The sequence below is a fragment of the Candidatus Palauibacter polyketidifaciens genome, from assembly GCF_947581785.1.
In the GTDB taxonomy this organism is placed as follows: Bacteria; Gemmatimonadota; Gemmatimonadetes; order Palauibacterales; family Palauibacteraceae; genus Palauibacter; species Palauibacter polyketidifaciens.
In genome coordinates this window covers 21,818-45,851 of sequence record NZ_CANPVO010000016.1, presented here as the reverse complement: position 1 = coordinate 45,851, position 24,034 = coordinate 21,818, and the positions used below count along the sequence as shown (strand labels likewise).

Sequence of the window (24,034 nt, the reverse complement as noted above, 5' to 3'; positions counted from 1 at the left end):
TTCTTCAGGCATCCTCGTTAGAGATGGCGCAGGGGGGTTAGGGACGGCGCAACGGGCCGGACTCTCAGCGGAGCGTACGCACCCCGCCGCCGGAGGTTTCGGGTTGCGCGGCGGAGCTAGGCTCGGACGGGAAGAAACTGCTGCATCATGCGGACGGGCGCGCGGTATTCGCCCCCGTCCTTCTCGAGCAGATCATTGGCCAGGAGCCAGTTCAGGTCCCGTGTGAGGGTCTTCGTCGTCTTCGTGGAATAGAGACGCGCCAGGGCGGGAGCCAGGTCGGGAATGTCGCGCTTCCTCGCCGGCTCCGCGTGCCGCCCCAGGACGAGGACGACCTCCCGACGACGGTTCATGGCCGGCGAGCGACGCCGCTGTCCGAACGTCCAATACACGTAGTGTTCCCATGCCAGCCATGACTGGACCCCTTCCACGTAACGACACTGTTCCTCGAGCCCGTCCAGAAACCCCTGAAGCGAATAGACGACGAACCCGAGTGCGTCCCCGCGGCCCGCATTGGCGCGGCTCGAACGGTCGAGCTGCCGGTAGTATTCCGCGCGCGTGAGATTGTAGTGGTTGCTGAGGAGATGCGTGGCGGGGGAGGGAACCCCGGCGCGAGCCAGGATGAGGAACTCGGTGAGCCGCGCCGCACGACCGTTCCCATCGCCGAAGGGATGAATCCAGGCGATGTACAGGTGTGCGAGGACCGCCCGCAGAACCGCCACTGCGATCGCACTGTCCAGGTGCTCCTCGATGTCCGGCCAGACTACGTCTTCCTCCAGCCATTCACACAGCCGTTCGAGGAGAAACAGGCAGTCTTCCCGCGGCGCACCCGAATATCTTCCCACGCCAACGGAGAACGTGGGCACCTCTCCCGGAACGACTCCTTCTTCAAGGTGCTCTTCCAACCCCGCGAGGACGAGGCGGTTCGCTTCCCGGATCCAGTCCGGAGTGAGGCGTGGCGGTTCGCCGGCGGTAATCCGCCGAAAAATGTCTTCGCAGGCGCGAAGGACGTTGTCGACTTCCCGGCCCAGGTACTCCTGCGAGATTGGAAGTTCGAGTTGTCCGTCGAGTCTGTCCCGAACCTGTTCTTCGGTAAGCGTGTTCCCTTCGATGGCCGTCGTCGCGCGGGCCCCCTTGATGAGGTAGAGCTTGTGCATCTCCGCTGCTGCGGCGGGGGGCAGAACCGCCCGGGCGACCTGCTCGCAGCGAGCCGCCACCTGTCCGAGCAGGGACCACAACTGCGGCGTGGCCCGCTCCAGACGCGCGCGAAAACTGATCCACGCGTGACTCCGTTCGTACGGACGCTCGTCTGTCATCCTGCCTTCCTGCCCATGTCGCGTGGAGATTATGTGTCGATTTTTGTCCAACGATATGTCCAACGATATGTCTAGATTATGTTCTCGTCTCGCGCCATGTGCAAACCGCCGATTCAACGCGCTCCGGCCCTCCTCGCGGATCAGGTCTCGGGGTCAGAGTTCCATCACGCGTTGGATGTCGCGGTCGATGGGGTCGGGTTTCGTGAGGAAGGAGATGGAGAGGAAGAGGACGAGGGAGACGAGGAGCGCCGCGGCGCCGTGGTCGACGCCGTAGGGGAGGCGCACGGTGCCGAAGCCGAACCCGGACCGGAGCCCGAAGTTGACGAGCAGGCTGCTGGCGACGGCGACGTTGGCCGCGAGGACGTTGGCCCGCTTCCAGTTGAGTCCGATCGCGATGACGGGGACGAGACCCGCCGCGAACGTGCCCCAGCCGAACACGCCGAGCAGCGCCACGAGATCGCCGGAATACAGCGCCACCAGCGCGGCCGAGATCGCCAGCAGGACCGTGATGATTCGCGCCCACGCGAGTTCGTTGCCGAGCGACCGGCCACGGATCGCGTTTGGCAGGTCGTGCATGATGGCGGCGGTCCCGATGTTCAGGAACGCGTCCGCGGTGGACATGATCGCGGCGAGCAGCGCGGCGAACACGACGCCGGCGAGCAGCGGGTGCGTGAACACCTGCAGGAACTCCGGAGAAGCCGCGTCCGGCGTCGCGAGCGCGGGATGCCCGCCAGTGATGACCAGCGCCCGCATGGCGAAGCCGATCCCGATCCAGAGCAGCGCCGCGAAGCTGTACGCGATGACGCCGACCGGTATCACGTAACGCAGTTCCTTCATGCGCCGCAGCATCATGAACTTCGTGATGATGTGCGGCTGCCCTGCCACGCCGATGCCGAACACGAAGAACCAGGCGAGCCCTCCCATCAGCCCGATCGTTCCCCACGGCCCGCTCGCCGCGCGGTCGTCGGCCGCCACGATCCGGCTGATCTCGGTCAGCCCGCCGTCGAACGTCCCGAGCACGGTGACGAAGACGAAGACGGAAGCGACGACCATGATGGCGCCCTGGATCACGTCGGTGTAGACGGAGGCCACGATCCCGCCGGTCACCGAGTAGAAGATCAGGACGGAGCACGAAATGGCGACGCAGAGCGCGAGGCTCGGGGTCTCGATCACCCCTGCGTCCGCGAGCACGCCCTGCAGCACGATCGACATCGCGAGGATCTGCGTCGCCAGGTAGCCCAGCACGCCGAGCAGGATCACGACGGCCACGGAGGCCCGCACCGACTCCGAGCCGTACCGGGCCGCGGCGATGTCCGGCAGCGACACACATTCGCGAAGCTCCGACACGAGGCGGAGGCGTTTCGCCACCAGGTTGAGGACGATGATGTTGGAGATGACGATCGTCCCGAGAATCCAGATCGAACTCGTCCCCATCGAGTACATGAGGCCGGGACCTCCCACGAACCCGAACCCGCTCATCGTGCTCGAGAAGATCGCGAACGCGGTCACGAACATCCCCAGATTGCGGCCGGCCACGAAGAAGTCGCTCGCCGATTTCGTGCGGCGGAGCGACCAGAGGCCCACGCCCACGCAGAGCGCGAGATATGCGATCACGGCGAGCAGCGTGATCAGGGCGCGATTCGCCTCCACCGACCGCTATCCCTCGCCGCCGCCGGAGTCGACGATTTCGTCGAAGCGGGCCTGCTCACGGGGGCCGAAGTAGGCGTTCTCGAACGCCCAGGTGATGGCGAGCAGGGGGATCCACGGCGCGAGCGTGAGCCCGTACACCAGCAGGGACGTCGGCGCCGCGAAGCCGAGGACGATCGTCGTGTCGCCGGCGGCGTAGGCGTCGAAGGACCACATGAGGACGACAAAAAGGAGGACGTAGCCCACCATCCACGCGTTGACCGCCCGCCGGATCCAGTGTCCCTCCCGGAACCCGATCAGCATCGCGACCCACATGGTCCCGAGCATGGCGATGCCCGCGACGTACGCGGCCCATGTCGGTGCCCCGAGTTCGCCCGCGTCGATCCCCACCAGCATCGGCGCATGCTCCGCGTGGGGCAGTGGCGTGGCGCGGCCGGCCCCGGTTGCGGCCGCCACCAGGAGCAAGCCGAGCAGGACGGCGCAGAGCGCGAGCAGCACCGCCATCAGGCGGGTCATGTGAGCGTTGTCGCGGATGGGTCTCCCCTCGGGTTCAAGCAGGGCCGAAGTTTGCCACGCCGTGAACCCCGGCGCGAGACCGCGCCATGCCGCTTCCGCCGCACCGCTTCCGCCGCGCCCGTCCGGATCCCCGCTGGACTTGAGGGGTCGCTCCTGTGAGTTTGGCGCCTCCCATTCACCAACGTTCGCACACGACGTTCACACGTAAAGCGCGGAGACGACATGACTGCACCAGCGCGGGTCGCCATCACGGGGGCCGCAGGAAATATCGGATACGCCCTCGCCTTCAGGATCGCGGCCGGGGACATGCTCGGGCCGGACCGGCCCGTCACGCTTCAACTGCTGGAGATCCCGCCCGCGCTCGACGCCCTGCGCGGCGTCGAGATGGAACTCAACGACTGCGCCTTTCCGCTCCTGCACGGGGTGCTCGGGACTGCGGACGTGAACGAGGGATTCGAGGGCGTCGACTACGCGCTGCTCGTGGGCGCCAAGCCGCGCGGGCCGGGAATGGAGCGAGGCGACCTGCTGGCCGACAACGGGAGGATCTTCGGCCCGCAGGGTCGCGCGCTGAGCGACCGCGCGTCGCCCGACGTGCGCGTCCTCGTGGTCGGGAACCCGGCGAACACGAACTGCCTCATCGCCGCGGCGAACGCGCCGAAGCTCGACCGCCGGCAGTTCGCGGCCATGACGCGCCTCGACCACAACCGCGCGATCAGCCAGTTAGCCGAGAAGACGGGGGCGCACGCGACGGAGATCCGACGCATGACGATCTGGGGCAACCACTCGGCAACACAGTACCCCGACATCAGCCAATGCACGGTGGCGGGCGCCCCGGCGACGGACCTGGTGGACGAGACCTGGTACCGGGACACCTTCATCCCGAAGGTCCAGAAGCGGGGAGCGGAGATCATCCAGGCGCGCGGTGCCTCGTCGGCGGCCTCGGCCGCCTCGGCCGCCATCGACCACGTGCGGACGTGGGTACACGGTACGCCGGAGGGCGACTGGACGAGCATGGCCGTGCACGCGGACGGTCGCTACGGCGTGGCCGAGGGCGTCGTGTACTCGCAGCCCGTGACGTGCGCGGACGGCGATTACTCCGTCGTGGACGGCCTCGACCCGAGCGACTTCAGCCGCGAGCGCATGGGAATCACCGACGCGGAACTCCGCGCCGAACGCGCCGCGGTCGCCAACCTCCTCGGCTAGCCGTGAAGGCCGACGGATTCGCGAAGGGGCTGACGCCGATCCTGAACGTCTCGGACCTGCAGGAGAGTTTCGCCTGGTTCGAGCGCTGGGGCTGGAACAAGAGCTGGGAATGGGGCGATCCGCCGGACTTCGGCGGCGTCGTCTCCGGCGACTGCCAGATCTTCCTGTGTCAGAACGCGCAGGGTGGCCGGGGCCGCAGCGAGGTAGAGAGGACGTTCGGCCCGGGGGGCGATGACGGCGCCGACAAGGGCGTCTGGATGTCGATCTGGGTGGACGACGTCGACGCCGCGCATGGGCGGTGCGTCGAACAGCGACTCGACGTCACATGGCCCCCCACGAACATGCCGTGGGGTGTGCGCGAAATGCACGTCCGCCACCCCGACGGCCACGTCTTCCGCGTCAGCCGTGGCGTCGATCTGGACTAGTTGTAGGTGGCGGGGACGTTGGCTTCCGCGTCGGAGATCAGTCGCCGGGACGTTCCCGCGGGAACGCGGCGGTCGTAGCCGGTTCGGGCGTTGGGCTAGCCGTCGCGGAGGATGCGGGTGGCGGCGAGGGCGCCGGGGCGGGCGTTGAGGCCGCCGCCGGGGTGCGTGCCGGCACCGCACAGGTAGAGCCCGTCGATCGGGGTGCGGTATCGGGCCCAGCCTGCGATGGGGCGGCCGAAGAAGACCTGGTCGAGCGTCATTTCGCCGTGGTGGATGTTCCCCTCGGGCAGCGCGAAACGGTCGGCGAGGTCGGCCGGCGTCAGCACGTGGCGGTGCAGGATCGCCGCTTCGAGGTTGGGGATGTGCTCGGCCAGCGTCTCGACGACCGTGTCTCCCAGCGCCTCGCGGCGTGCGTCATCCCATGAACCATCGGCGAGTCGGAACGGCGCGTACTGCGCGGCCACCGACAGGACGTGGCGCCCTTCCGGCGCGAGCGACGGATCGAGCGCGGTCGTGAGGACGGCATCGAGGACGGGCCGCTTCGAGGGCCGGCCGTACTTCGCGTTGTCGTACGCGCGCTCGATGTAGTGGATGCTCGGCGCGACCGTGATGGCGGCGCCGGCAAGCATGGCGGCATGGGCCGCGTCACAACCGGAGCGCAGGCGCGGAGGCTCGCCCAGCGCGAGGTGCACCTTCGCGACGACGCCCCGGTACTTGATGTTGTCCAGCGCGCGGACGAACTCGGGCGCCAGTTCGCCGGGGTCGACGAGGCCGAGCAGCGTGCGGCCGGGGTCGGCGGACGACACGACGCGGGGCGCCGCGATCTCGGTGCCTCCGGCGAGGACGACCCCCGCCGCGCGCCCGTCCTCGACGCGGATCGAGGCCGCCTCCTGGCCGAGGCGGATCTCCGCACCGGCCGCGACGGCGACGCGCTGGAGGGCGGCACCGAGCGCGCCCATCCCGCCGCGCACCTGACGTCTTCGCCGCACGACCCCGCCGGCGCCCACCATGTGATGGAGGAACATGTAGCCGGTACCCGACGCCAGCGGCCCCTGACAGATCCCCCGCACGCCGTCCGCCGCGAGCGCACCCTTGAGCGCCTCGCTCTCGAACCACTCGTAGAGCAATTCCTCCACCGTCATCGGGATGAGCCGCATCAGTTCGAGCGCGTCCCGCCGTCCGAGGCGGTTCAGCTTCGCGCCGAGGCGAACGAGTTCCCACAGGTCGCCACGGTTCGCGCCTGCGAGTCGCGGCGGCAGGGTGCGGTAGAGAACGCCGAGCGCCCGCCCGGCCCGCGACATCGCATCCACGAAGTCCGGCCAGCGCGCGGCGTCCCGAGCCGAGAAGGGCCGAATGAGATCCGCCGTCCGGGCCGGATCCGACTCCAGCATGAGCGCGCCCCACTCCGGCTGCGGCGACACGACGCAGGAAGCGGGAGACATGATGTCCAGCCCGGCGCCCCTCGGTCTCGACGGGTCCAGGCCAAGGTCCGCCATGACGCCGTGATCGATTCCGGTCAGGCTGTGTGCACCGGTGTCCACGCGATACCCGGGCCACAGCTCCTCCGTCGCGGCGCACCCGCCCGCGGCCTCGCCCCGCTCGACCACGACCACGCGGAGTCCCGCTCGCGCCAGGTAGGCCGCCGCGACCAGGCCGTTGTGTCCGGCCCCGATGACGACGGCGTCGTACGGCCGAGAGCTCACGCCCGGTTCCCCCGATCCGCCCACCCGCCCCGCGGGCGCCGCCGCAGGTCCCGCAGAATCTCGAGCGCGGCGAGCCGCCCCGAGGCGCCGCAAACCCCGCCTCCCGGATGCGTACCCGAGCCGCACTGGTAGAACCCCCGCACGGGCGTCCGGTAGTCGGCCCAGGCGGGCGACGGGCGGAAGAAGAAGAGCTGCTGAGGCGTCAGCTCGCCGTGGAAGATGTTGCCCTCCGTGAGCCCCAACTGCTCCTGCATGTCCAGCGGGGTGAGCACCTGCCGGTGGAGGATGGAGTCCTTGAGGTTCGGCACGTACTCCGAGAGCGTGTCGACGACCGCGTCCCCGAACGCCTCCCGCTTCGCGTCGTCCCAGCCGCCCTCGATGTCGAAGGCGGCGTACTGGACGAAGATCGACATCACGTGCCGTCCCGGCGGCGCCATCCCGGGGTCGATCATGGACGGGATCACGATGTCCATGTAGGGCCGGCGCGAGAACCCTCCGTACTTCGCGTCGTCGTAGGCGCGCTCCAGGTGGTCCATGCTCGGACTGATGGAGAAGGCGCCCCGCAGGTGCGGCCCCCCGCCCGGCAGGCAGGAGAACTCCGGCGCCTCCGAGAGCGACAGGTTGACCTTCCCGGAGGAGCCGCGGATCCGGAAGCGCCGGATCGCCGTCACGAGATCGTCCGGCAGCTCTTCCGGGTCGAGCAGACCGAGGAAGGTGCGCTTCGGATCGACCCCGGACACGACCGTCTTCGCCGTGAGTTCCTCGCCATCCTCCAGCACGACGCCCGTCGCCCGCCCATTCGCCGTGAGCACCCGCTCCACCGTGGCCCCGGTACGGATCTCCGCCCCGTGGGACTTCGCCGCGGAGGCGATGGACTCGCTGACCATCCCGTTCCCGCCCCGCGCGAACCCCCACGCCCGGAACACGCCGTCGATCTCCCCCATGTAGTGATGGAGAAGGACGTACGCCGTCCCCGGAGACCGGGGGCCGAGGAAGGTCCCGATGATTCCGCTCGCCGACATCGTCGCCTTGAGCGGATCCGACTCGAACCACTCGTCGAGATAGTCGGCCGCGCTCATCGTCCCCAGCTTGAAGAGCGCGTGGAACTGCTGCTCGTCGAGGCCCCGCGCGTGCCGTCCCAGCATGAGCAGCGTCTTCAGATCGCGCAGTCCGGGAGAGAGCGGGTCGGGCGGCACGATGCCGAGGAGCGGTTTCACGGCCCACGCGAGCCGGTACATGAGCGTCGCGAAGTCATCGTACGCCTCGGCGTCCTTCGAAGAATGGCGATAGAGGTCGCGCCGCGTCTGGTCGTGGTCGGCCCAGCGCCCGAGGTAGTCGCCGTTCGGAAGCGGGGTGACCGTGCTCTCCAGCGGGAGGATCTCCAGCCCGTGCCGCGCGAGCCGCAGGTCGCGGATGATCTCCGGCCTCAGCAGGCTCACGACGTAGGAGGCGACGGAATACTTGAAGCCCGGGAAGATCTCCTCCGTCACCGCGGCGCCGCCCACCAGGTGCCGGCGCTCGAGCACGACCGTGCGCAGTCCCGCCCGGGCGAGGTAGGCGGCGTTGATGAGGCCGTTGTGGCCGCCCCCGACGATGATCGCGTCGTACGCGTTCGTCGCGCTCACGGCGTGGCCCGTTTCCTCTCGGGATCGAAGAACGGGGTCTTCGCCACCGTAGCCCGGGCCCGGCGCCGCCGGTGCTCGACGGTCACCTCGATCTCGAGTTCGGTTCCGACGCCCGCGGACTCCGCTTCGAGGTGGGCCAGTCCCAGATAGGTCTTGAGGGTCGGCGACCAGCCCCGGCTCGTGGCGTAGCCCACCTGTCGCCCCCCTGCATACAGCGGCACGCTGTCGCGCAGGGTCGTGCCCGGGAGCTGCGGCGGGAGGCCGACGGTCGCGTACGCCGCTTCGAGCGATTCCCAGTCGAGGACGATCCCCCGTAAGCGCCACGCGGGCGGGCGGGCCCGTTCGGCGCGGAGGGCTGCCCGGCCCACGAAGTTCGACGCCCCGAGCGACACGGTCCAGCCGAGGCCGAGTTCGTACGGAGACGATTTCCGGTCTTCGATGATCGCGCGGTGGGCCGGGATGAAATCGACATCGACGAGGAGCAGGCCGGCCTCGAGGCGCGCCATGTCCAGGGCGAGCATGCCGGCCGGGGCGAGGCCGAACGGCGCACCCGCCGACGTGAGCGCGTCCCACAGCGGAATCGCGTCCGCGGCGCCGACCCAGATCTCGTAGCCGAGGTCGCCGGTGTAGCCCGTGCGCGAGATTTCCGCGGCGATCCCGGCGATCCGCGCCGACATCACGCGGAAATAGCGGAGTCCCGCCACGTCGCCGTCAGTGAGCCTCCGGAGCAGATCGCGCGAACGGGGCCCCTGGAGTGCGAGCGCGGCCACCCGCTCCGTTTCCTCCCGGATTTCCACATCGAGTCCGCGGGCGTTCTCATGCAGCCACTTCAGCGTCGGTTCGGCGGACGTAAGGCGGAAATCGGACGCGCCGAGCCGGTGCAGGGTACCGTCGTCCCGCACCTTCCCGGCCGCGTCGCACCAGGGCGTGTAGTACACCTGGCCGATCTCCTGCCGGTCCACGTCCCGCGTCACCACCCGATTGGCGAGCGTGGCCGCCCCCGGCCCCGAGAGCCGGTACTTGTGGAGCGGGGAGACATCGATGAGCGCGGCTGCCGACCGAATCGCGTGGTACTCGGGCTCGTGCGTCGGCTCGTACGAACTTGCCGAGAGATGCCCGGCCCAGCGCCGCCAGTTGCCGGCCTGGCAGAGCGGGCCGGTTCGTTCATGAAAGGGCGTTCCCCGGACGGCGGAAGGCGCTGGCACCGTGGCGTTCGGCGGGTGGTGGGTGGCCGACGGCCGGAGCGGCCGGCTAGCCGGGGAGCCGCAGGGCGACGAGTTCCCCGGGCACGCCGCGTCCCGCGACCGCCGCGACGATGTACTGACGGCCGTCGTGCATGTACGTCATCGGAACGCCGGTCTGGTGCGACGGCAGTTCGATCTCGGCCAGGATCTCACCCGTCTCCTTGTCGTGCGCGCGCAGGAGACCGGTGAGGTCCGGCGACATCGTCCCCCCGCCCGTTCCCGCGAAGAGCAGCGTGCTCGTCGCGAGGAGGCCCGCCCTGCTGGGCCGACCCGTGCGCGGGACGTCGACGCCTTCGAGCGCCGGGTGCTCCTCCACGAACGACGGCGTGTGGTCGTTCGCGACCTGCCACACCTTCCGGCCCGTCTTCATGTCGAGCGCCGTGATCCTTCCCCACGGCGGCTTCAGGATCGGCAGTCCCTGCGGGCCGCCGACGCCGCGGGGCCGTCCGGCGATGTAGCGCATGTTCGACGACTCGGGATCGTTCACGAGCCCGATCACGGAGCCGCGCGTCGCGGACCCCACGAAGAGCCGCTGCGTCTCCGGGTCGTATGCCGCGCCCGGCCAGTTCGCCCCGCCAAGGCTGCCGGGCGTGATGAGGGTCCCCTGGTTCCCCCCCTCGACGAGCACGGTCGGCGGCGTAAACAACTCGCCGAGCGTGAGGTTCTTCGCGATCTCGAGCGCCTCCGCCTTCAGTTCCGGCGTGAGGTCGATCAGGTCATCCTCGGTCGCGCCCTGCATGTCGAACGGCTCGGGAAGCGTCGGAAAGGGCTGCGTCGGCGCGTACCATTCCCCCGGCACGTCCCCGGCGGGCACGGGGCGCTCCTCGATCGGCCACACCGGGTCGCCCGTCACGCGGTCGAACACGTAGGTGAAAGACTGCTTCGTCACCTGGGCCACAGCCTGGATCTCCCGGCCGTCCACCGTGATGTCCATCAGAACGGGCGCCGCCGGCGGATCGAAGTCCCAGATCCCGTGATGCACGGTCTGAAAGTACCACACGACTTCGCCCGTGCCCGCGTCCACGCACACGAGGCTCTGCGAGTAGAGGTTGTCGCCCGGGCGATGGCCCCCGTAGTAGTCGCCCGTCCCCGACTCCACCGGCAGATAGACGTAGCCCAGATCGAGATCCGCCGTGAACGGCGTCCAGACGGCGGCGTTCCCGGTGTAGTCCCAGGATCCGTCCTCCCACGTCTCGTGGCCGGGATCGCCGGGCTGCGGGATCGTGTGGAAGGTCCAGAGCTGCTCGCCCGTCCGCGCGTCGAACCCACGCACGTGGCCCGGCGGCATTTCCTTGGTCGGAGGGCGTCCCCCCTGCGGGAGTGCGGCTCCCACGACGATCACATCTCCGACGACGACCGGGGGAGAACTGGAGCCGATGCGGTCGTTCACCAGATCCAGGTCGCGCCCGAGTCCCAGCTTCAGGTCCACGATCCCGTCGTTGCCGAAGGCCGGGTCGGGGAGGCCCGTCTTCGCGTCCAGCGAGACCATGTGATAGGCGGGGGTGATGAGAAGCACCCTTTCTTCGACGCCATCCGTCCAGTAACCGACACCGCGCCCGGAGTTGCCGCGCGGCGCGTTCCTGCCGCGTTCACCCTCGTCGAGCCGGTACATCCAGAGCGTCTCCCCCGTCTCCGGATCGATCGCCACCGCCGCCCGCCGGAATCCCGCCGTGGCATAGAGGGTCCCGTTCGCGTACAGCGGGGTCACGCGATAGTAGCCCTCCGGAGTCGGACCGAAGTTGCGCGCCTGCCAACGCCACGCGATCTGCAGGTCCTCGACGTTCGAGGCGTCGATCTTATCGAGCGGCGCGTAGCGCGTGGACCCGGCGTCGCCGGCCCAGTAGCGCCATTCTCCGTCCGCCGTCCCGGACTGGGCGGCGAGCGCGAAAGGCCCGGCGCCGAGTCCCGCGCCGAGCATCATCAGACGGCCCAGCCAGCTGGAACACCTGTTGCTTCCCTTCATCCGTTCCACTCCACGTGACCTGTGCGAAGCTCCAAGCGACCCCCGTGTTTTCCCCGGCAACGCCTACAGTCCGATGCGGCGCTCCGACGGGCAACACTTCACCTCGGCCGGTCCCTCGCCAGATTCTCGCGAATCTCCGGGACACGACACTAGATTCGCGTCTTCGGGAGGGCGGGAGATTCATGAAGCTTCGAGGTCTGGCCGTACTGACAGCGACGATCGTGCCCGCCCTGTCGTGCGGCGAGGGCGTGACCGGGCCCCGGGGCAGTCTGTGCGATACTCGGCACGGCGTCGAGGTGTGCGTGGACCGACCCGAGTACCGGTCGAACGAGTCCATCCTCGTCACCACGCGGAATGTGTCCGACCACCCGATCTTCAAGGATGCCTGCGGTACGACCGCGATACCCGCGCCGGATTCCGAGGAGGACTTCAGGCCGACCTACAAGCCGCAGCGGCACTGTGGCGAGGCGGTCACGCCGACGGTCGTCGTCGAGCGCATGGTGCGGCTCGAACCCGGAGCATCGACCCGTGAGACCCTGCGGCTGGGTTACTCACCGCAGGACTTCTTTCGCGTGATCGTGTGGCTTCTGACGCCGGACGGGGCCCTTGCCTTCGACACACCGGCTGCGAGCGGCATCTTCGTCATCTTCCCGGGAGCCGACAACTGAACCCTTCGTCCCGTAGATTCCGAGGGATCACACTCGTGAACCTCCGGAGACCGAAGATGTCACGCAGGTTGCTCATGTCCATTCCGGCCGCCGTCCTCGCGCTGTCGTGCAGCGAGGACCCTACAGGCCCCGAGAGTGCGCTCTGCGCGACGCAGCACGGCCTCGAGGTCTGCGTGGACCGGCCCGAATACGAACCCAGGCAGACAGTCACCGTCACCTCGCGGAACGTATCCGGCGCTCGAATCTTCAAGGATTCCTGCGCGATCAAGCCCGTGGGCGTGACGAACCTCGAAGTGGAATTCGAGGCATCCTACAACCCCACGCTGCACTGCGGCCGCGGAGCCACGCGGTCCGACATCATCCAGCACATGGTCGAACTCGAACCCGGAGACTCGACGCGGGAGACCGTGACGCTCCCGTTTTTTTCGTTCCAGGGGTGGTATCGCGTGAACGTGTGGCTCCTGGATGCGGAAGGGAACCTCGCGGTCGACACTCCGGCGACGAGCGGGATCTTCCAGGTCTTCCCCTCCGTCCGGAACTAGCATGGATCGCGCCGATCTGTCGCGTGTTTTCCTGACCGCGCTCGCTGCGTCGGGGATCCCGGGGGTCGCGCCTTCGGCGGGCCAGGTGCCGGCCGCGCCGCATGAATACCATGCGCCGCCCGCCGTCTCCCCGCCCGTGATCGACGGGTCGCTGGACGATACGGTCTGGCGCGCCGCGCCGTGGACCGAGCCCTTCGTCGACATTCGCGGCCCCGACTGGCCCGATCCCCACCTCGGTACGCGCGCCAGGATCATCTGGGATGAACGCTTCCTCTACGTGGGCGCCGAACTCGAGGAACCGCACCTCTGGGCCACGCTGGCCGACCGCGACGCCATCGTCTACCGGGAACATGACTTCGAGGTCTTTCTCGATCCGGACGGCGACGGTCTCGCCTACTATGAACTCGAGATCAACGCGCTCGGGACCGAGTTCGACCTCTTCCTCGACAGGCCGTACCGCCGAAAGGGAAGGGCGGACATCGCCTGGGACATGGAGGGTCTGCGCACCGCGGTGCGCCTCGACGGCACGCTGAACGACCCCTCCGACGAAGACATCGGCTGGTCGGTCGAGATCGCGATCCCCTGGTCGGCGCTGCGTCCCCCTGGCGCCCCCGCGGAGGCCGCGGTCGCGCCCCCCAGGCCCGGCGAGGTCTGGCGCGTGAACTTCTCCCGCGTACAGTGGCCGCTCGTCGTCGTGGACGGAGAGTACCGGAAGCGGCGGGAACCCGTGGATTCGAGCGACCATCCTGAAGAGAACTGGGTGTGGTCGCCGCAGGGGGAGATCGACATGCACATACCCGAGAGGTGGGGCGTCGTGCGTTTCGTCGCCGGTCGGGACGACTCCCCGTGAGGCGCAGAGAGTTCCTCCGGGCCGCCGGCAGCGCGGCGGCGCTGGGTGCGGCGCTTCCCGCCTGCGCGGTCCCGCCCGATCCGGAGGCGCCCTTCACGCTGTGGACGTGGGTTCACGGGGACCGCGATCGCGACACCGCCGCCTGGCGCGAACAGTTCGCCCGACTTCGGGAGGCCGGCTTCCACGCGGTCCTCGTGGGTGGCGGCGACGTCGACCTGGTATCGGGAGCCGCCCGCGCGGAGGGACTCGAATATCACCGCTGGTTCTGGACGATGAACCGTAACGGCGACGCCTGGGTGCAGGAGAACCACCCGGAGTGGTTCACGGTGAGCCGGAATCTGGAAAGCTCGCTCGATCACCCCCCCTACGTCGGGTACTACAAGTGGGTCTGCCCTTCGCGCGGGCCCGTGCGCGAATACCTGCGCGGACGCATCGCGGACCTCGCCGCCGACCCGGCGGTGGACGGCGTCCACCTCGACTACGTGCGCCACTGCGACGTCATCCTCCCGCGCGCTCTCTGGGAGACCTATGACCTCGTGCAGGACGTCGAGCACCCGGAGTTCGACTTCTGCTACTGTGACGTCTGCCGCGAACAGTTCGCCGCTCTCGATGGGAGGGACCCGCTGGAGATCCCCGATCCGCCCGCCGACGAGGCCTGGCGCCGCTTCCGGTGGGACTCCGTCACGGGCGCCGTGCGCGCACTCGCCGAGGCGGCCCGCGAGCACGGGAAGCCGATCACGGCCGCCGTCTTCCCGACCCCTTCCATCGCCCGCACGCTGGTCCGCCAGGACTGGGACCGGTGGCCCCTCGACCGCTTCTTCCCGATGCTCTACCAGAGCTTCTATCTGGAGGACATCCCCTGGATCGGCGACGGCGTGCGCGAGGGGATCGCGGCCCTCGCCGCCACCGACGGCGACGTTCGCGGAGGAGCCGCCACGCCGCTCAACGCCGGACTCTACCTGCCGTCGCTCGATCCGGCCGCGCTCGCGGAGGCCGTCGCGACGGCGCGCGAGGCCGGCGCCTCCGGCGTGTCCACGTTTGAGATGGACGGCCTCACCGCCGACCACCTCGCCGCGATCCGCGACGCGACGGCCTAGCCCGGCGCTGCCGCCGGCTCCACGCCCCGGGCGCCTGCCGGAGGGCGGCGCCGGGCTCTTGTCACCCGGGGACGACCCTGTCAACATCGATGTACCGCGACGGGCCACCGCCAACCGCAGGAGTCTGCCATGTCTCGCCGCATCCTCGGACTCGGAATCCTCGCCGTCCTCGTCTCCACCGTCCCCCTCTCCGGCCAGCGCCGCGCGATGACGATCGTGGATCTGATCGACATCCCCGGCCTCGCCGACCCGCGAATATCGCCGAACGGGTCGGAAGTGCTCTACGTGAGGACGGACACCGACTGGGAAGCCAACGCCACGGTTTCCCACATCTGGCGCGTCGCGATGGATGGCTCCGGCACGACGCGCATGACGAACGGCGAGGGCGGTGAATCGAGCCCGCGCTGGTCGCCCGACGGCTCGCGCGTCGCCTTCGTCGCGAACCGGCACGATACGGAGCACAACCAGGTGTTCGTGATGCCGACCCGCGGCGGCGAGGCCGGCGCCGTGAGCGAGCACCCGACGCCCGTGGGTTCGATTTCGTGGTCCGGCGATGGCGCCTGGATCTACTTCATGGCGGTCGACGAGAAGTCGGAGGCCGAGAAGGCGCGCGAAGCGGTCAACGACAACGTGTTTCGCTATGAAGAGGACAAGCGCCCGACCGGACTGTGGCGAGTGCCGAGCGAGGGCGGCGCCGCGGAGCGCGTGACGGAGGCCGGCCTGATGGTCCGCGGGTATTCGACCTCGCGCGACGGCACGCTCCTCCTCGTGCAGTTGGCGCCGACCGCCCTCTACGACGACCTGCTGAACTCGGAACTGTGGGTGATGGGTCCCGATGGGACCGGCGCGCGCCGGATCACCGACAATCACGTGGGAGAAGTCGGCGCGTCCCTTTCTCCCGACAACCGCCACGCGCTCTTCGTCGCGAACACGAACGACGAACTGAGCGACTTCTACTTCAACCAGCGCCTGTTCGTCGTCCCGACCGACGGCGGCGATCCCGTCTCCGTGGTGCCGGGAGGAAGCTTCGACGTCAACGCCGCGGTGTGGTCGCGAGACGGCCGCTCGATCTACTTCCGCGCGAATACCGGCGTTCGCCAGCAGATCTACTCCGTGCCCGCCGATGCCTCCGATGCGGAGAGCGCCGAGGCGGTCACCGAGGGAGACCACTCGGTCGGCGCCTGGGACTATCACCCTTCATCCGGCATGCACCTCTACGCGGTCAGCAGTTCGACCAACGCGGGGGACCTGTGGGCGATGACGGGATCGGGCCCGGCACGCCAGGTCACGCACCTCTTCGACTATCTTGCCGAGGAGTTCCTTCTGCCGCGCATGGAAGCCGTGCAGTACGCCGGAGAGGACGGCGTCGAGGTGGAAGGTCTCATCTTCTTTCCCATCGACTACCAGGAGGGCGAGCGCTACCCGCTCGTCGTTCAGACGCACGGAGGCCCGCCGTCGTCCGACAAGTTCCGCTTCGCGCGCTCGAGCAACTACGAAACCGTGCTCGCCGCCCGCGGATGGTTCGTCTTCAAGCCCAACTATCGCGGGTCCACCGGATACGGCGACGACTTCCTGCGCAACATGATCGGCAACTACTTCGATCAGGCCCACAAGGACGTGATGGCCGGCGTGGATCATCTCATCGAGCGCGGACTCGTGGACGGCGACCGCATGGCGAAGATGGGCTGGAGCGCCGGCGGCCACATGACGAACAAGATCATCACCTGGACGGACCGCTTCAAGGCGGCGTCGTCGGGCGCGGGGGCCGTGAACTGGATGTCGATGTACGCGCAATCCGACGTCCGCATCTATCGCACGCCGTGGTTCGGGGGCACCCCGTGGTCCGAGGACGCCCCGATCGAGCAGTACATGGCCGATTCACCGCTCTTCGACCTCCACAAGGTCGTGACCCCGACCCTGGTCCTCGTCGGGGAGAACGACGAACGCGTGCCGATGCCGCAGTCCGTCGAACTGTACCAGGGACTGAAGCACAACGGCGTCCCGACCCACCTCTACGTGGCGCCCGAGCAGGGTCACGGCTGGGTGGAGCTGCAGCAGCGCCTGTTCAAGGCGAACGTCGAACTGGACTGGTACTACCGCTGGGTGCTGGGCGAGGAGTACGAGTGGGAGACGTCCCCCGTCCACCCGGACAAGAAAGCCGCCGTCACCACGGCCGGCGGATAGCTTCGGGCCCCGGCCGGCAGCTTCGAGCCCCGGCCGGGGAGTCCGGGGCCGAAGGGTCTTGATCTGTACAGGTAGTTGTATATGTTCATGTACATGATCAGGGTCAACATCGCCGAAGCTCGGGCCGATCTGGCTCGGTATCTCGCCCGCGTGGAGCGCGGCGAGACCGTCACGCTGTGCCGGCGCAACGTGCCCATCGCCGAGATCCGCCCCCTGCCCTCGACACCGATCCGGGAACGTCCGATCGGCATCGACCGGGGCATGAAGGTGCCGGCGAGCTTCTTCGAACCTCTGCCGGAATCCGTACTACGGGCCTTCCAGGGTGACGCCGGCGAGCCGTGAGGCTGCTCGTCGACACGTGTACGTTCCTGTGGCTGGCGGCGGCGGACTCCCGGCTTTCGCGGGCGGCAGAGGCGGCGTGCCGGGATCCGGGCAACACAGTGTACCTGAGCGCGCTCTCGGCCTGGGAAATCGCGATCAAGCACCGCCTCGGACGGTTGCCGCTCCCGGAGTCGCCCGTCCGCTACGTCTCGAGCCGGCGCGAGTGGCTGGAACTCGAACCGCTCCCCTTCGATGAGGCGTCGGCGGCCCACGAAGTGCTCCTGCCGGTGCTCCATGCGGACCCCTTCGACCGCGGTCTCGTCTCGCAGGCGATCGTGAGCGGATTGACGATCGTCACGCCCGACGAGGCCATCTCCTCGTATCCGGCTCCCGTCCTCTGGTGACCGTCTCCGGCGCTGGACGCCTTGCCGCGAGGTCGGTACCGTCTTCGCCGGATGCGTGGCCGGGCTCGACGAGGGGAACTATGAGATGAAAAGCGCGTGGAGCGAGCGCGAGGCGGCGGAGTTCGTCGAACGGTACGCCGCCGAGGGCATCGGGGAGGATCTCGCGCTGCGGGTGTACACGACGCGGCTCTTGGGTTCCGAGCCTCGACTCGTGATGCACGGCGGGGGCAACACGTCGGTCAAGGGCCGCGCCCGGGACGTGACCGGGGCGGAACTGGACGTGCTGTACGTGAAGGGGAGCGGCTGGGACATGGGGACGATCGAACCGCCCGGCCTTCCCGCGGTGCAGCTCGATCCGCTTTTGGGGCTGGCTGAGATCGACGCCCTGTCCGACGAGGACATGGTCAACCTGCAGCGCCGCAACCTGCTCGACTCGACGGCGCCGAACCCATCGGTGGAGACACTCCTGCACGCGTGGGTGCCGCGCACGTTCATCGACCACACGCACGCGAACGCGGCGCTCGTTCTCACGGACCAGCCCGATGGGGAGGAGATCTGCCGCGAGGTCTACGGCGACCGGGCCGCGATCGTGCCCTACATCATGCCCGGCTTCGACCTCGCGAAGGCGGCGAAGGCGGCGGCGGACGCCCATCCGGAGGCGGAAGGGCTCGTCCTCCTAAAGCACGGGCTGTTCACGTTCGGGGACACGGCGCACGAGGCGTACGAACTCATGATCGAGTGGGTGAGCCTCGCCGAGGCGCGCATCGAAGGCGGCCGGCGGAAGGTCTTCGCCGCTGCAGAGGCGCCATCGGCGACCGCCTCAGCGGGCGAGATCGCGCCGGCCATCCGCGGCATGCTCGCCAACCGGCACGGCGGCGAGGCGCAGGAGGGCGGGGCGGGAGACTCCGAGCGCTTCATCCTCGAGCACCGGGCCAGCCCGGCCATTCTCGCTTACGTCGGCGGCTCGGAGCTGTCGCGCTACAGCCAGGTCGGCACGGTCACGCCCGACCACGCGATCCGCACGAAGCCGCTTCCCGTCGTGCTCCCCGCGCCGCCCGCCGGCGACCTCGCCGCCTGGACCCGGGAGGCGCGGGCCGCGGTCGAAGCCTACCGAACGGCGTACACGGCCTACTTCGAGCGCCACAACCCGCGCTACGGCGGGACGAAACGCATGCTCGACCCGAGTCCGCGCGTGGTCCTGGTGCCGGGCGTGGGGCTGTTCGCGAGCGGACGGGACGCCCGGGCCGCGGCCGCGGCGGCCGACCTCGCCGAGACCACCGTCGATGTCATCGCGGACGCGGAAAGCATGGACCGCTTCGAGAGCATTACCGAGGCCGAGCTGTTCGACATCGAATACTGGTCGCTCGAACAGGCGAAGCTGGCCGGTGCGAAGGAGAAGGCGCTGGCCCGCCACGTCGTCGTCGTCACGGGCGGCGCCGGCGCGATCGGCCGGGCCACGGCCGCCGTGTTCCGGGACGCCGGCGCCGAGGTCGCCCTCTTCGACCTGCCGGGCTCCTCGCTCGACGCCGCCGCCGAGGCCGGAGCGGGGCTCGCCGTCCCATGCGACGTGACGGACGACGCCTCCGTCGACCGCGCGTTCGCCACCGTCGCCGCCCGCTTAGGCGGCGTCGACATCCTCGTCTCGAACGCCGGAGCGGCCTGGCGCGGTCCCATGGCCGACGTGACGGACGAGGTGCTGCGGGAGAGCTTCGAGCTGAACTTCTTCGCCCACCAGCGCGTCACGCGGGCGGCCCTGCGCATGATGCGCGCCCAGGGGACGGGCGGCTGCCTCCTCTTCAACGTCTCGAAGCAGGCGGTCAACCCGGGCCCGGACTTCGGCCCGTACGGATTGCCGAAGGCGGCGACCCTCGGACTCGTGCGCCAGTACGCCATCGAACACGGATGGGAGGGCATCCGGTCGAACGGGGTGAACGCCGACCGCATCCGGAGCGGCGTCCTCACCGAGGAGATGATCGCGGCCCGCTCCGAGGCGCGCGGCGTGACCGAGGACGCCTACATGCGCGGCAACCTCCTCGGCAGGGAGGTCCGAGCCGAGGATGTCGCCCGGGCCTTCGTTTCCCTGGCACTCGCCCGCGCGACGACCGGCGCGATCCTCACCGTGGATGGCGGTAACGTCGCCGCCGCCCTCCGCTGACCCGAAGCGGGGTCGCGTCGATCCGGCAGGTCAGTTCCAGGTCTTCTCCAGCATCCGGTTCCACGGCAGGACGTCCACGTCGCCGTGTCGGTGAGGAAAGTCGCCTCCGTAGATCAGCCGGCGGTCGACGAACAGCCCCGTTCTCCCCAGCGCCTTCCCGAGCGTCCGCATGCCGAGGAGGAAACGCGGGACGACCGTGGCGCCGGACTTCGCCTCGGCCAGGATGAGCCGCTCTCCCCGATCAATGACGAGATTGACCTCGGTGCCCGCCGCCCTGTAATGCCGCAAACGCGGCTCTTCGCCGCGATGGGTGATCGCCTTGAAAACCTCCGCCGCCACCCAGCTCTCGAAGATCTGCCCTCTCAACGGGTGATGGCGGAGTTCCTCCGCCGAGCGGATGCCGAGCAGGTAGCAGGCCAGTCCCGAATCCAGAAAGTGAAGCTTGGGCGCCTTGATCTGACGCGTGCGCAAGTTGGGGCGGTACGCCGGGACCCGAAAGACAAGGAAGCTGGACTCCAGGACATGGAGCCAAGCCTTGACCGTGTTGTGCCGGATGCCGACGTCGGCCGCCAGCGCGGACAGATTCACCTCTTCCGCGGTTCGTCCGGCAACCAGTCTCACGAACTCCGAGAAGGCCCCGAGGTTCGCGATGTTCCGCAGCGACAGGACGTCGCGATCCAGGTACGCTGCGAGATGATCCCGAAGCCAGACCCGGGGCGAGATGTTACCCTGGTGAATCGTCGGGTACGCCCCGGTCCAGAGCGCGTCGAGCATACTCGGCGGCGGTCTTCCGAAACGCGCCAACTCGTCAAATCCCGGCGGAAGCAGTTGAAGGACGCCCACGCGACGCGCCATCCACGCGTTTATCACCGGACTCAATCCGAAGTGCATCGACCCGGTCAGCACAAAGCGCCCCGGAGCCGGATCTTCGTCCACGAGTTCCCGAAGATAGGCAATCAACACGGTCTCCAACTGGGCGTCGTGGATCACCGCCCCGTCCCGATACTCCCGCACGAAACCCTCGGGATCCAGCCGCACCTCGGTGCGCACGTCAAGCCGTCTCAGCGACACGTGGGGCCGGTCGGAGAGAACGGTCCGGCAGAGCGTCATCTTGCCGGACTGCCGTGGCCCCATGACCATTACGATCGGATAGCGCCGCAATCGTCGGCAAAACGAGTCTAAGAGGTTGCGACGGATGATGGTCACGTTTCCACGTTCTCCGGGCTCTCCGGGCTCTCCGGGCTCTCCGGGCTCTCCGGGGTTTCTCCCGGCTCGCCAGGTTGGACTCGGTTTTGCGGTCCGAGAGAGCGACTGTTGGAGTGATCTCGCGAACCCTCGCTCCGGGGGTGCAAATTGTCAATCGGAATGACAATCTGCACCCCCGGACGCACGGTTTAAGAAACTGATGATCCCCCTCCGCCAACGAGCGATTCGGGCGATCCTCCTGTCGGGAGCGATCCTCCTGTCGGGCTGCGCCACGAGCGCGGGGCCCGGCTGGCCGGGCGATACGTGGCCCGTCTCCACGGCGGAGGCCGAGGGCGTCGATCCGGCCGCGGTCGACTCGCTGATCGCCGACATCGATGCCGGACGCTACGGCCTCATCGACCAATTCCTCCTCATCCGCAACGGACGCGTGATCGCCGACCGCCGCTGGGACCACGGCGCGCGGTACGCCGAACTTCTCGCCGTGCAGGAGGACACGGCAGACCATCAGTACAACTACGATCACCCGTCGTGGCATCCGTACTACCGGGACACCGACCTGCACTCGCTCCAGTCCGTGACGAAGAGCGTGACCTCGGTCGCGTTCGGCATCGCCGTGGACGGAGGTCACATCCCGAGCGTGGAGGCACCCGCCTGGCCCTATTTCGAAATGTACGGGGTCGATCTCGGCGATCCGCGTCGGGCCGCCGCCTCGCTGGAAGACTTCCTCACGATGCGGAGCGGCATCGACTGGGCGGTCCCGGGCCAGACGTATGACGACGGTACCCACCCCACGGTCGTACTTGAGGCGAGCGATGCGTGGATCGACTACGTCGTCGCGCGGCCCGTCGGGACGGAGCCCGGCACTCGCTTCGACTACAACGATGGGGTGAGCGTCCTGCTCGGGAAGATCGTGCGCGAGGCCACCGGACAGCGGCTGGATGCGTGGGCGGAGGAACGCCTGTTCCGTCCCATCGGGATCGACAAGTACTACTGGAAGCTCGCCCCCGACGGCGAAGTCGACAGCGAGGGCGGCCTCTACCTCTCCACCCACGACCTCGCCCGCATCGGATACCTCATGCTCCGCGGCGGGGAATGGGACGGCCGGCAGGTCGTCTCCCGGCAATGGGTCGAAACCTCGACCTCGCCCGTTGTGCCGGACGTGGCCCCCGACAACGACCGGCCCGACACGGGTTACGGATACCAGTGGTGGGTGCCGGTGCACGAGGATGGCGAAACCCGGGTATTCGCGGGCAACGGATACGGGGGCCAGTTCCTCCATGTCGTCCCCGAATACGACCTCATCTCCGTATTCAACGGCTGGACGCTCCACGAACAGCCCGAACTCTTCAGCTGGACCGCACTCCAGGACCGAATCCTCCCCGCGGTGAGCCAACCCCGCCAGGATCCCCCGTAAGGGGTTTTCTCTCTGACTCAGGCGGGTTCGAGGCGGGCGGCGTGACGCTCGATTTCGGCAGCCAGCTCCCTCATCCCGGCGAGGACGGCGGTCTCGTCGATCGTCTCGAGCGTCCGGTCGCGCAGGACCCAGCGGCCATCGATCATGACGGAGCGGACGTCGTCGCGGCCCACCGTGTAGACGAGGTGTCCGTAGACATCGTACATCGGCGTCAGGTGCGGGCGGTCGAGGTCGATGAGGATGAGGTCGGCCCGGTAGCCTTCCGCGAGCCGTCCCACGCGATCTCCCAGTCCCAGGGTCTCGGCCCCCACCGTCGTCACCATGCGTACGATTTCGTGGGCGGGCGTGACGACCGGATCCATGTGAACGCCCCGCTGCAACAGCCCCGCGAAACGCATCGCGGTCCACATGTCGAGGTCGTTCGAACTCACGGGTCCGTCCGTGCCGAGCGCAACGGGAATCCCCTCTTCCATCATGCGCGCGATCGGCGCGATCCCGGACCCGAGCTTGAGGTTCGAGAGCGGGTTGTGGAGGACCGCCGCCCCGGTGCGCCGGAGACGCGCGAAATCGTCGTCGGCCAGGTGGACGCAGTGCGCGAGTACCGTGCGCCCGTTGAGGATTCCGAGTTCATCGAGGTGCGCGACCGGCGTGTGCCCGAAGCGTTCGATCGTCTGCCGCACCTCGGTCGCCGTCTCCGAGCAGTGCGTGTGGAAGAGGGCGCCTGCGCGGTCCGCGAGATCGCGCGCCGCCCGGAAACCGTCCGGCGACACCGTGAGCGCATTGTGCGGCTGCACGCACGGGGTGATCAGCGGTTCCTCCGCGTAGCGTTCCAGCCAGCGCTCGCCCGTCGCTATCCTGTCCTCCGCGGCGACGCCGTCGGGTCCGTCGAAATCGAAGAAGATCGGTCCGGTGAGGAGCCGGAAGCCCGCGCCGAGCGCCGCGTCGGTCGCCGCCTCCGGGAACCAGAACATGTCGAGCGCGCACGTCGTCCCGCTCCGGATCATCTCCGCCAGCGAGAGCCGCGCCCCGAGTTCGACGCTCTCGCGGCTGACGAACGCGCGCTCGGAGACCCACAACCGCTCCAGCCACGCCTCGAGCGGCAACTCCTCCACGAGACTCCGGAAGAGGGAGTCGCCCAGGTGCGTATGCGCGTTCACGAGTCCTGGCATGGCCAGCATTCCGGCGGCGTCGATCGTCTCCGCGGCCTCCAGGCCCTCGAGTTCGGCGGCGTTCCCCACCGCGACGATCTCCCCGTCCCTGATTGCGATGGCGCCCGAGTCGAGGTTCCGCTCGCCGGCATCCATGGTGACGGCCAGGGGGCCGAGGATGAGCGTGTCCACAGGTTGCATGTGACAGTCCGGGAGGTTGACGGTTCAGCGGCCGGGAGGGCCCAATCTTCCTCCCCTCCGGCCCGGCCGCTAGTTTCTCGACGCGGTTACCGAAGCCCGGTCCATGCGCAGTGGCGACTCGGTGCCGTCCCGGCCCCGTAGCTCAGGTGGATAGAGCGCGGGATTCCTAATCCCGAGGCCGCTGGTTCGAGTCCAGCCGGGGTCA

General features: G+C 68.8%; 20 protein-coding genes and 1 tRNA gene. 12 read left to right on the top strand and 9 right to left on the bottom strand.

Annotation, left to right across the window (positions count from 1 at the left end; translation table 11 throughout):
* Nucleotides 1–116: 116 nt before the first annotated feature.
* From RN729_RS05275 to RN729_RS05265, 3 genes are all read right to left on the bottom strand, one after another.
* Nucleotides 117–1,313 carry a Fic family protein gene (locus RN729_RS05275; protein ID WP_310782635.1) on the bottom strand — a complete coding sequence of 399 codons (1,197 nt, stop codon included), beginning with the start codon at nt 1,311–1,313 and terminating at the stop codon, nt 117–119.
* Between the two features lie 153 nt (nt 1,314–1,466).
* Entirely contained in the window at nt 1,467–2,963 is a 1,497-nt protein-coding gene (locus RN729_RS05270) for a hypothetical protein (RefSeq protein WP_310782634.1), read from the bottom strand.
* 6 nt (nt 2,964–2,969) lie between these two features.
* Nucleotides 2,970–3,476: a hypothetical protein gene (locus RN729_RS05265; protein WP_310782633.1), complete on the bottom strand. Its 507-nt coding sequence runs from the start codon at nt 3,474–3,476 to the stop codon at nt 2,970–2,972.
* Between the two features lie 222 nt (nt 3,477–3,698).
* Here RN729_RS05265 and RN729_RS05260 point away from each other — a divergent pair, with 222 nt between their 5' ends.
* Together RN729_RS05260 and RN729_RS05255 are read left to right on the top strand one after the other, a co-directional pair.
* Complete coding sequence (locus tag RN729_RS05260) at nt 3,699–4,679, top strand: malate dehydrogenase (RefSeq protein WP_310782632.1); 981 nt, start codon at nt 3,699–3,701, stop codon at nt 4,677–4,679.
* A gap of 2 nt (nt 4,680–4,681) precedes the next feature.
* On the top strand, nt 4,682–5,104 hold the full coding sequence (locus tag RN729_RS05255) for a bleomycin resistance family protein (protein ID WP_310782631.1): 423 nt from the start codon (nt 4,682–4,684) through the stop codon (nt 5,102–5,104).
* A 95-nt stretch (nt 5,105–5,199) separates the two neighbouring features.
* On the opposite strand, the gene RN729_RS05250 is transcribed toward RN729_RS05255, so the two are convergent.
* The 4 genes from RN729_RS05250 to RN729_RS05235 are packed head-to-tail and all read right to left on the bottom strand — an operon-like array spanning nt 5,200 to nt 11,639.
* Nucleotides 5,200–6,807, bottom strand: a complete 1,608-nt coding sequence (locus RN729_RS05250) for an NAD(P)/FAD-dependent oxidoreductase (protein WP_310782630.1) — start codon at nt 6,805–6,807, stop codon at nt 5,200–5,202.
* Nucleotides 6,804–8,432 (bottom strand): NAD(P)/FAD-dependent oxidoreductase, encoded by a 1,629-nt coding sequence (locus RN729_RS05245; protein ID WP_310782629.1) that lies wholly within the window; start codon nt 8,430–8,432, stop codon nt 6,804–6,806. Before RN729_RS05245 ends, RN729_RS05250 begins: the two co-directional genes overlap by 4 nt.
* The gene (locus RN729_RS05240) at nt 8,429–9,637 is read right to left on the bottom strand and encodes an aminomethyltransferase family protein (protein WP_310782628.1); all 1,209 of its coding nucleotides are present in this window, start codon (nt 9,635–9,637) and stop codon (nt 8,429–8,431) included. The genes RN729_RS05245 and RN729_RS05240 overlap by 4 nt, the downstream gene beginning before the upstream one ends.
* Before the next feature lie 46 nt (nt 9,638–9,683).
* Complete coding sequence (locus RN729_RS05235) at nt 9,684–11,639, bottom strand: PQQ-binding-like beta-propeller repeat protein (protein WP_310782627.1); 1,956 nt, start codon at nt 11,637–11,639, stop codon at nt 9,684–9,686.
* A 182-nt stretch (nt 11,640–11,821) separates the two neighbouring features.
* Here RN729_RS05235 and RN729_RS05230 point away from each other — a divergent pair, with 182 nt between their 5' ends.
* The 8 genes from RN729_RS05230 (at nt 11,822) to RN729_RS05195 (ending at nt 19,860) form a co-directional block, all read left to right on the top strand.
* Complete coding sequence (locus RN729_RS05230) at nt 11,822–12,307, top strand: hypothetical protein (RefSeq protein ID WP_310782626.1); 486 nt, start codon at nt 11,822–11,824, stop codon at nt 12,305–12,307.
* 56 nt (nt 12,308–12,363) lie between these two features.
* Nucleotides 12,364–12,849, top strand: coding sequence for a hypothetical protein (locus RN729_RS05225; RefSeq protein ID WP_310782625.1), 486 nt, complete (start codon nt 12,364–12,366; stop codon nt 12,847–12,849).
* A gap of 1 nt (nt 12,850) precedes the next feature.
* Nucleotides 12,851–13,699 (top strand): carbohydrate-binding family 9-like protein, encoded by an 849-nt coding sequence (locus tag RN729_RS05220; protein WP_310782624.1) that lies wholly within the window; start codon nt 12,851–12,853, stop codon nt 13,697–13,699.
* Complete coding sequence (locus RN729_RS05215; protein ID WP_310782623.1) at nt 13,696–14,796, top strand: hypothetical protein; 1,101 nt, start codon at nt 13,696–13,698, stop codon at nt 14,794–14,796. Before RN729_RS05220 ends, RN729_RS05215 begins: the two co-directional genes overlap by 4 nt.
* Nucleotides 14,797–14,925: 129 nt before the next feature.
* Entirely contained in the window at nt 14,926–16,980 is a 2,055-nt protein-coding gene (locus RN729_RS05210; RefSeq protein ID WP_310782622.1) for a S9 family peptidase, read from the top strand.
* Between the two features lie 87 nt (nt 16,981–17,067).
* Nucleotides 17,068–17,322, top strand: a complete 255-nt coding sequence (locus RN729_RS05205; protein ID WP_310782621.1) for a type II toxin-antitoxin system prevent-host-death family antitoxin — start codon at nt 17,068–17,070, stop codon at nt 17,320–17,322.
* Nucleotides 17,319–17,705, top strand: a complete 387-nt coding sequence (locus RN729_RS05200; protein ID WP_310782620.1) for a type II toxin-antitoxin system VapC family toxin — start codon at nt 17,319–17,321, stop codon at nt 17,703–17,705. The genes RN729_RS05205 and RN729_RS05200 overlap by 4 nt, the downstream gene beginning before the upstream one ends.
* 85 nt (nt 17,706–17,790) lie before the next feature.
* Nucleotides 17,791–19,860, top strand: coding sequence for a bifunctional aldolase/short-chain dehydrogenase (locus tag RN729_RS05195; protein WP_310782619.1), 2,070 nt, complete (start codon nt 17,791–17,793; stop codon nt 19,858–19,860).
* 30 nt (nt 19,861–19,890) lie between these two features.
* Here RN729_RS05195 and RN729_RS05190 read toward each other — a convergent pair whose 3' ends face one another.
* On the bottom strand, nt 19,891–21,000 hold the full coding sequence (locus RN729_RS05190) for a DUF4143 domain-containing protein (RefSeq protein ID WP_310782655.1): 1,110 nt from the start codon (nt 20,998–21,000) through the stop codon (nt 19,891–19,893).
* 265 nt (nt 21,001–21,265) lie between these two features.
* Between RN729_RS05190 and RN729_RS05185 the strand changes: the two genes are divergently transcribed.
* Nucleotides 21,266–22,480 carry a serine hydrolase gene (locus RN729_RS05185; protein WP_310782618.1) on the top strand — a complete coding sequence of 405 codons (1,215 nt, stop codon included), beginning with the start codon at nt 21,266–21,268 and terminating at the stop codon, nt 22,478–22,480.
* A gap of 17 nt (nt 22,481–22,497) precedes the next feature.
* On the opposite strand, the gene RN729_RS05180 is transcribed toward RN729_RS05185, so the two are convergent.
* On the bottom strand, nt 22,498–23,829 hold the full coding sequence (locus RN729_RS05180) for an amidohydrolase (RefSeq protein ID WP_310782617.1): 1,332 nt from the start codon (nt 23,827–23,829) through the stop codon (nt 22,498–22,500).
* 131 nt (nt 23,830–23,960) lie between these two features.
* Here RN729_RS05180 and RN729_RS05175 point away from each other — a divergent pair.
* Nucleotides 23,961–24,034, top strand: a tRNA-Arg gene (locus RN729_RS05175).

What these genes read in the sequence shown, in the direction of transcription:
- RN729_RS05275 (WP_310782635.1), bottom strand. Translation starts at nt 1,313, where the DNA reads ATGACAGACGAGCGTCCGTACGAACGGAGTCACGCGTGGATCAGTTTT.
- RN729_RS05265 (WP_310782633.1), bottom strand. Translation starts at nt 3,476, where the DNA reads ATGACCCGCCTGATGGCGGTGCTGCTCGCGCTCTGCGCCGTCCTGCTC.
- RN729_RS05260 (WP_310782632.1), top strand. Translation starts at nt 3,699, where the DNA reads ATGACTGCACCAGCGCGGGTCGCCATCACGGGGGCCGCAGGAAATATC.
- RN729_RS05235 (WP_310782627.1), bottom strand. Translation starts at nt 11,639, where the DNA reads ATGAAGGGAAGCAACAGGTGTTCCAGCTGGCTGGGCCGTCTGATGATG.
- RN729_RS05230 (WP_310782626.1), top strand. Translation starts at nt 11,822, where the DNA reads ATGAAGCTTCGAGGTCTGGCCGTACTGACAGCGACGATCGTGCCCGCC.
- RN729_RS05225 (WP_310782625.1), top strand. Translation starts at nt 12,364, where the DNA reads ATGTCACGCAGGTTGCTCATGTCCATTCCGGCCGCCGTCCTCGCGCTG.
- RN729_RS05220 (WP_310782624.1), top strand. Translation starts at nt 12,851, where the DNA reads ATGGATCGCGCCGATCTGTCGCGTGTTTTCCTGACCGCGCTCGCTGCG.
- RN729_RS05210 (WP_310782622.1), top strand. Translation starts at nt 14,926, where the DNA reads ATGTCTCGCCGCATCCTCGGACTCGGAATCCTCGCCGTCCTCGTCTCC.
- RN729_RS05205 (WP_310782621.1), top strand. Translation starts at nt 17,068, where the DNA reads ATGTACATGATCAGGGTCAACATCGCCGAAGCTCGGGCCGATCTGGCT.
- RN729_RS05195 (WP_310782619.1), top strand. Translation starts at nt 17,791, where the DNA reads ATGAAAAGCGCGTGGAGCGAGCGCGAGGCGGCGGAGTTCGTCGAACGG.
- RN729_RS05190 (WP_310782655.1), bottom strand. Translation starts at nt 21,000, where the DNA reads ATGGTCATGGGGCCACGGCAGTCCGGCAAGATGACGCTCTGCCGGACC.
- RN729_RS05185 (WP_310782618.1), top strand. Translation starts at nt 21,266, where the DNA reads ATGATCCCCCTCCGCCAACGAGCGATTCGGGCGATCCTCCTGTCGGGA.
- RN729_RS05180 (WP_310782617.1), bottom strand. Translation starts at nt 23,829, where the DNA reads ATGCAACCTGTGGACACGCTCATCCTCGGCCCCCTGGCCGTCACCATG.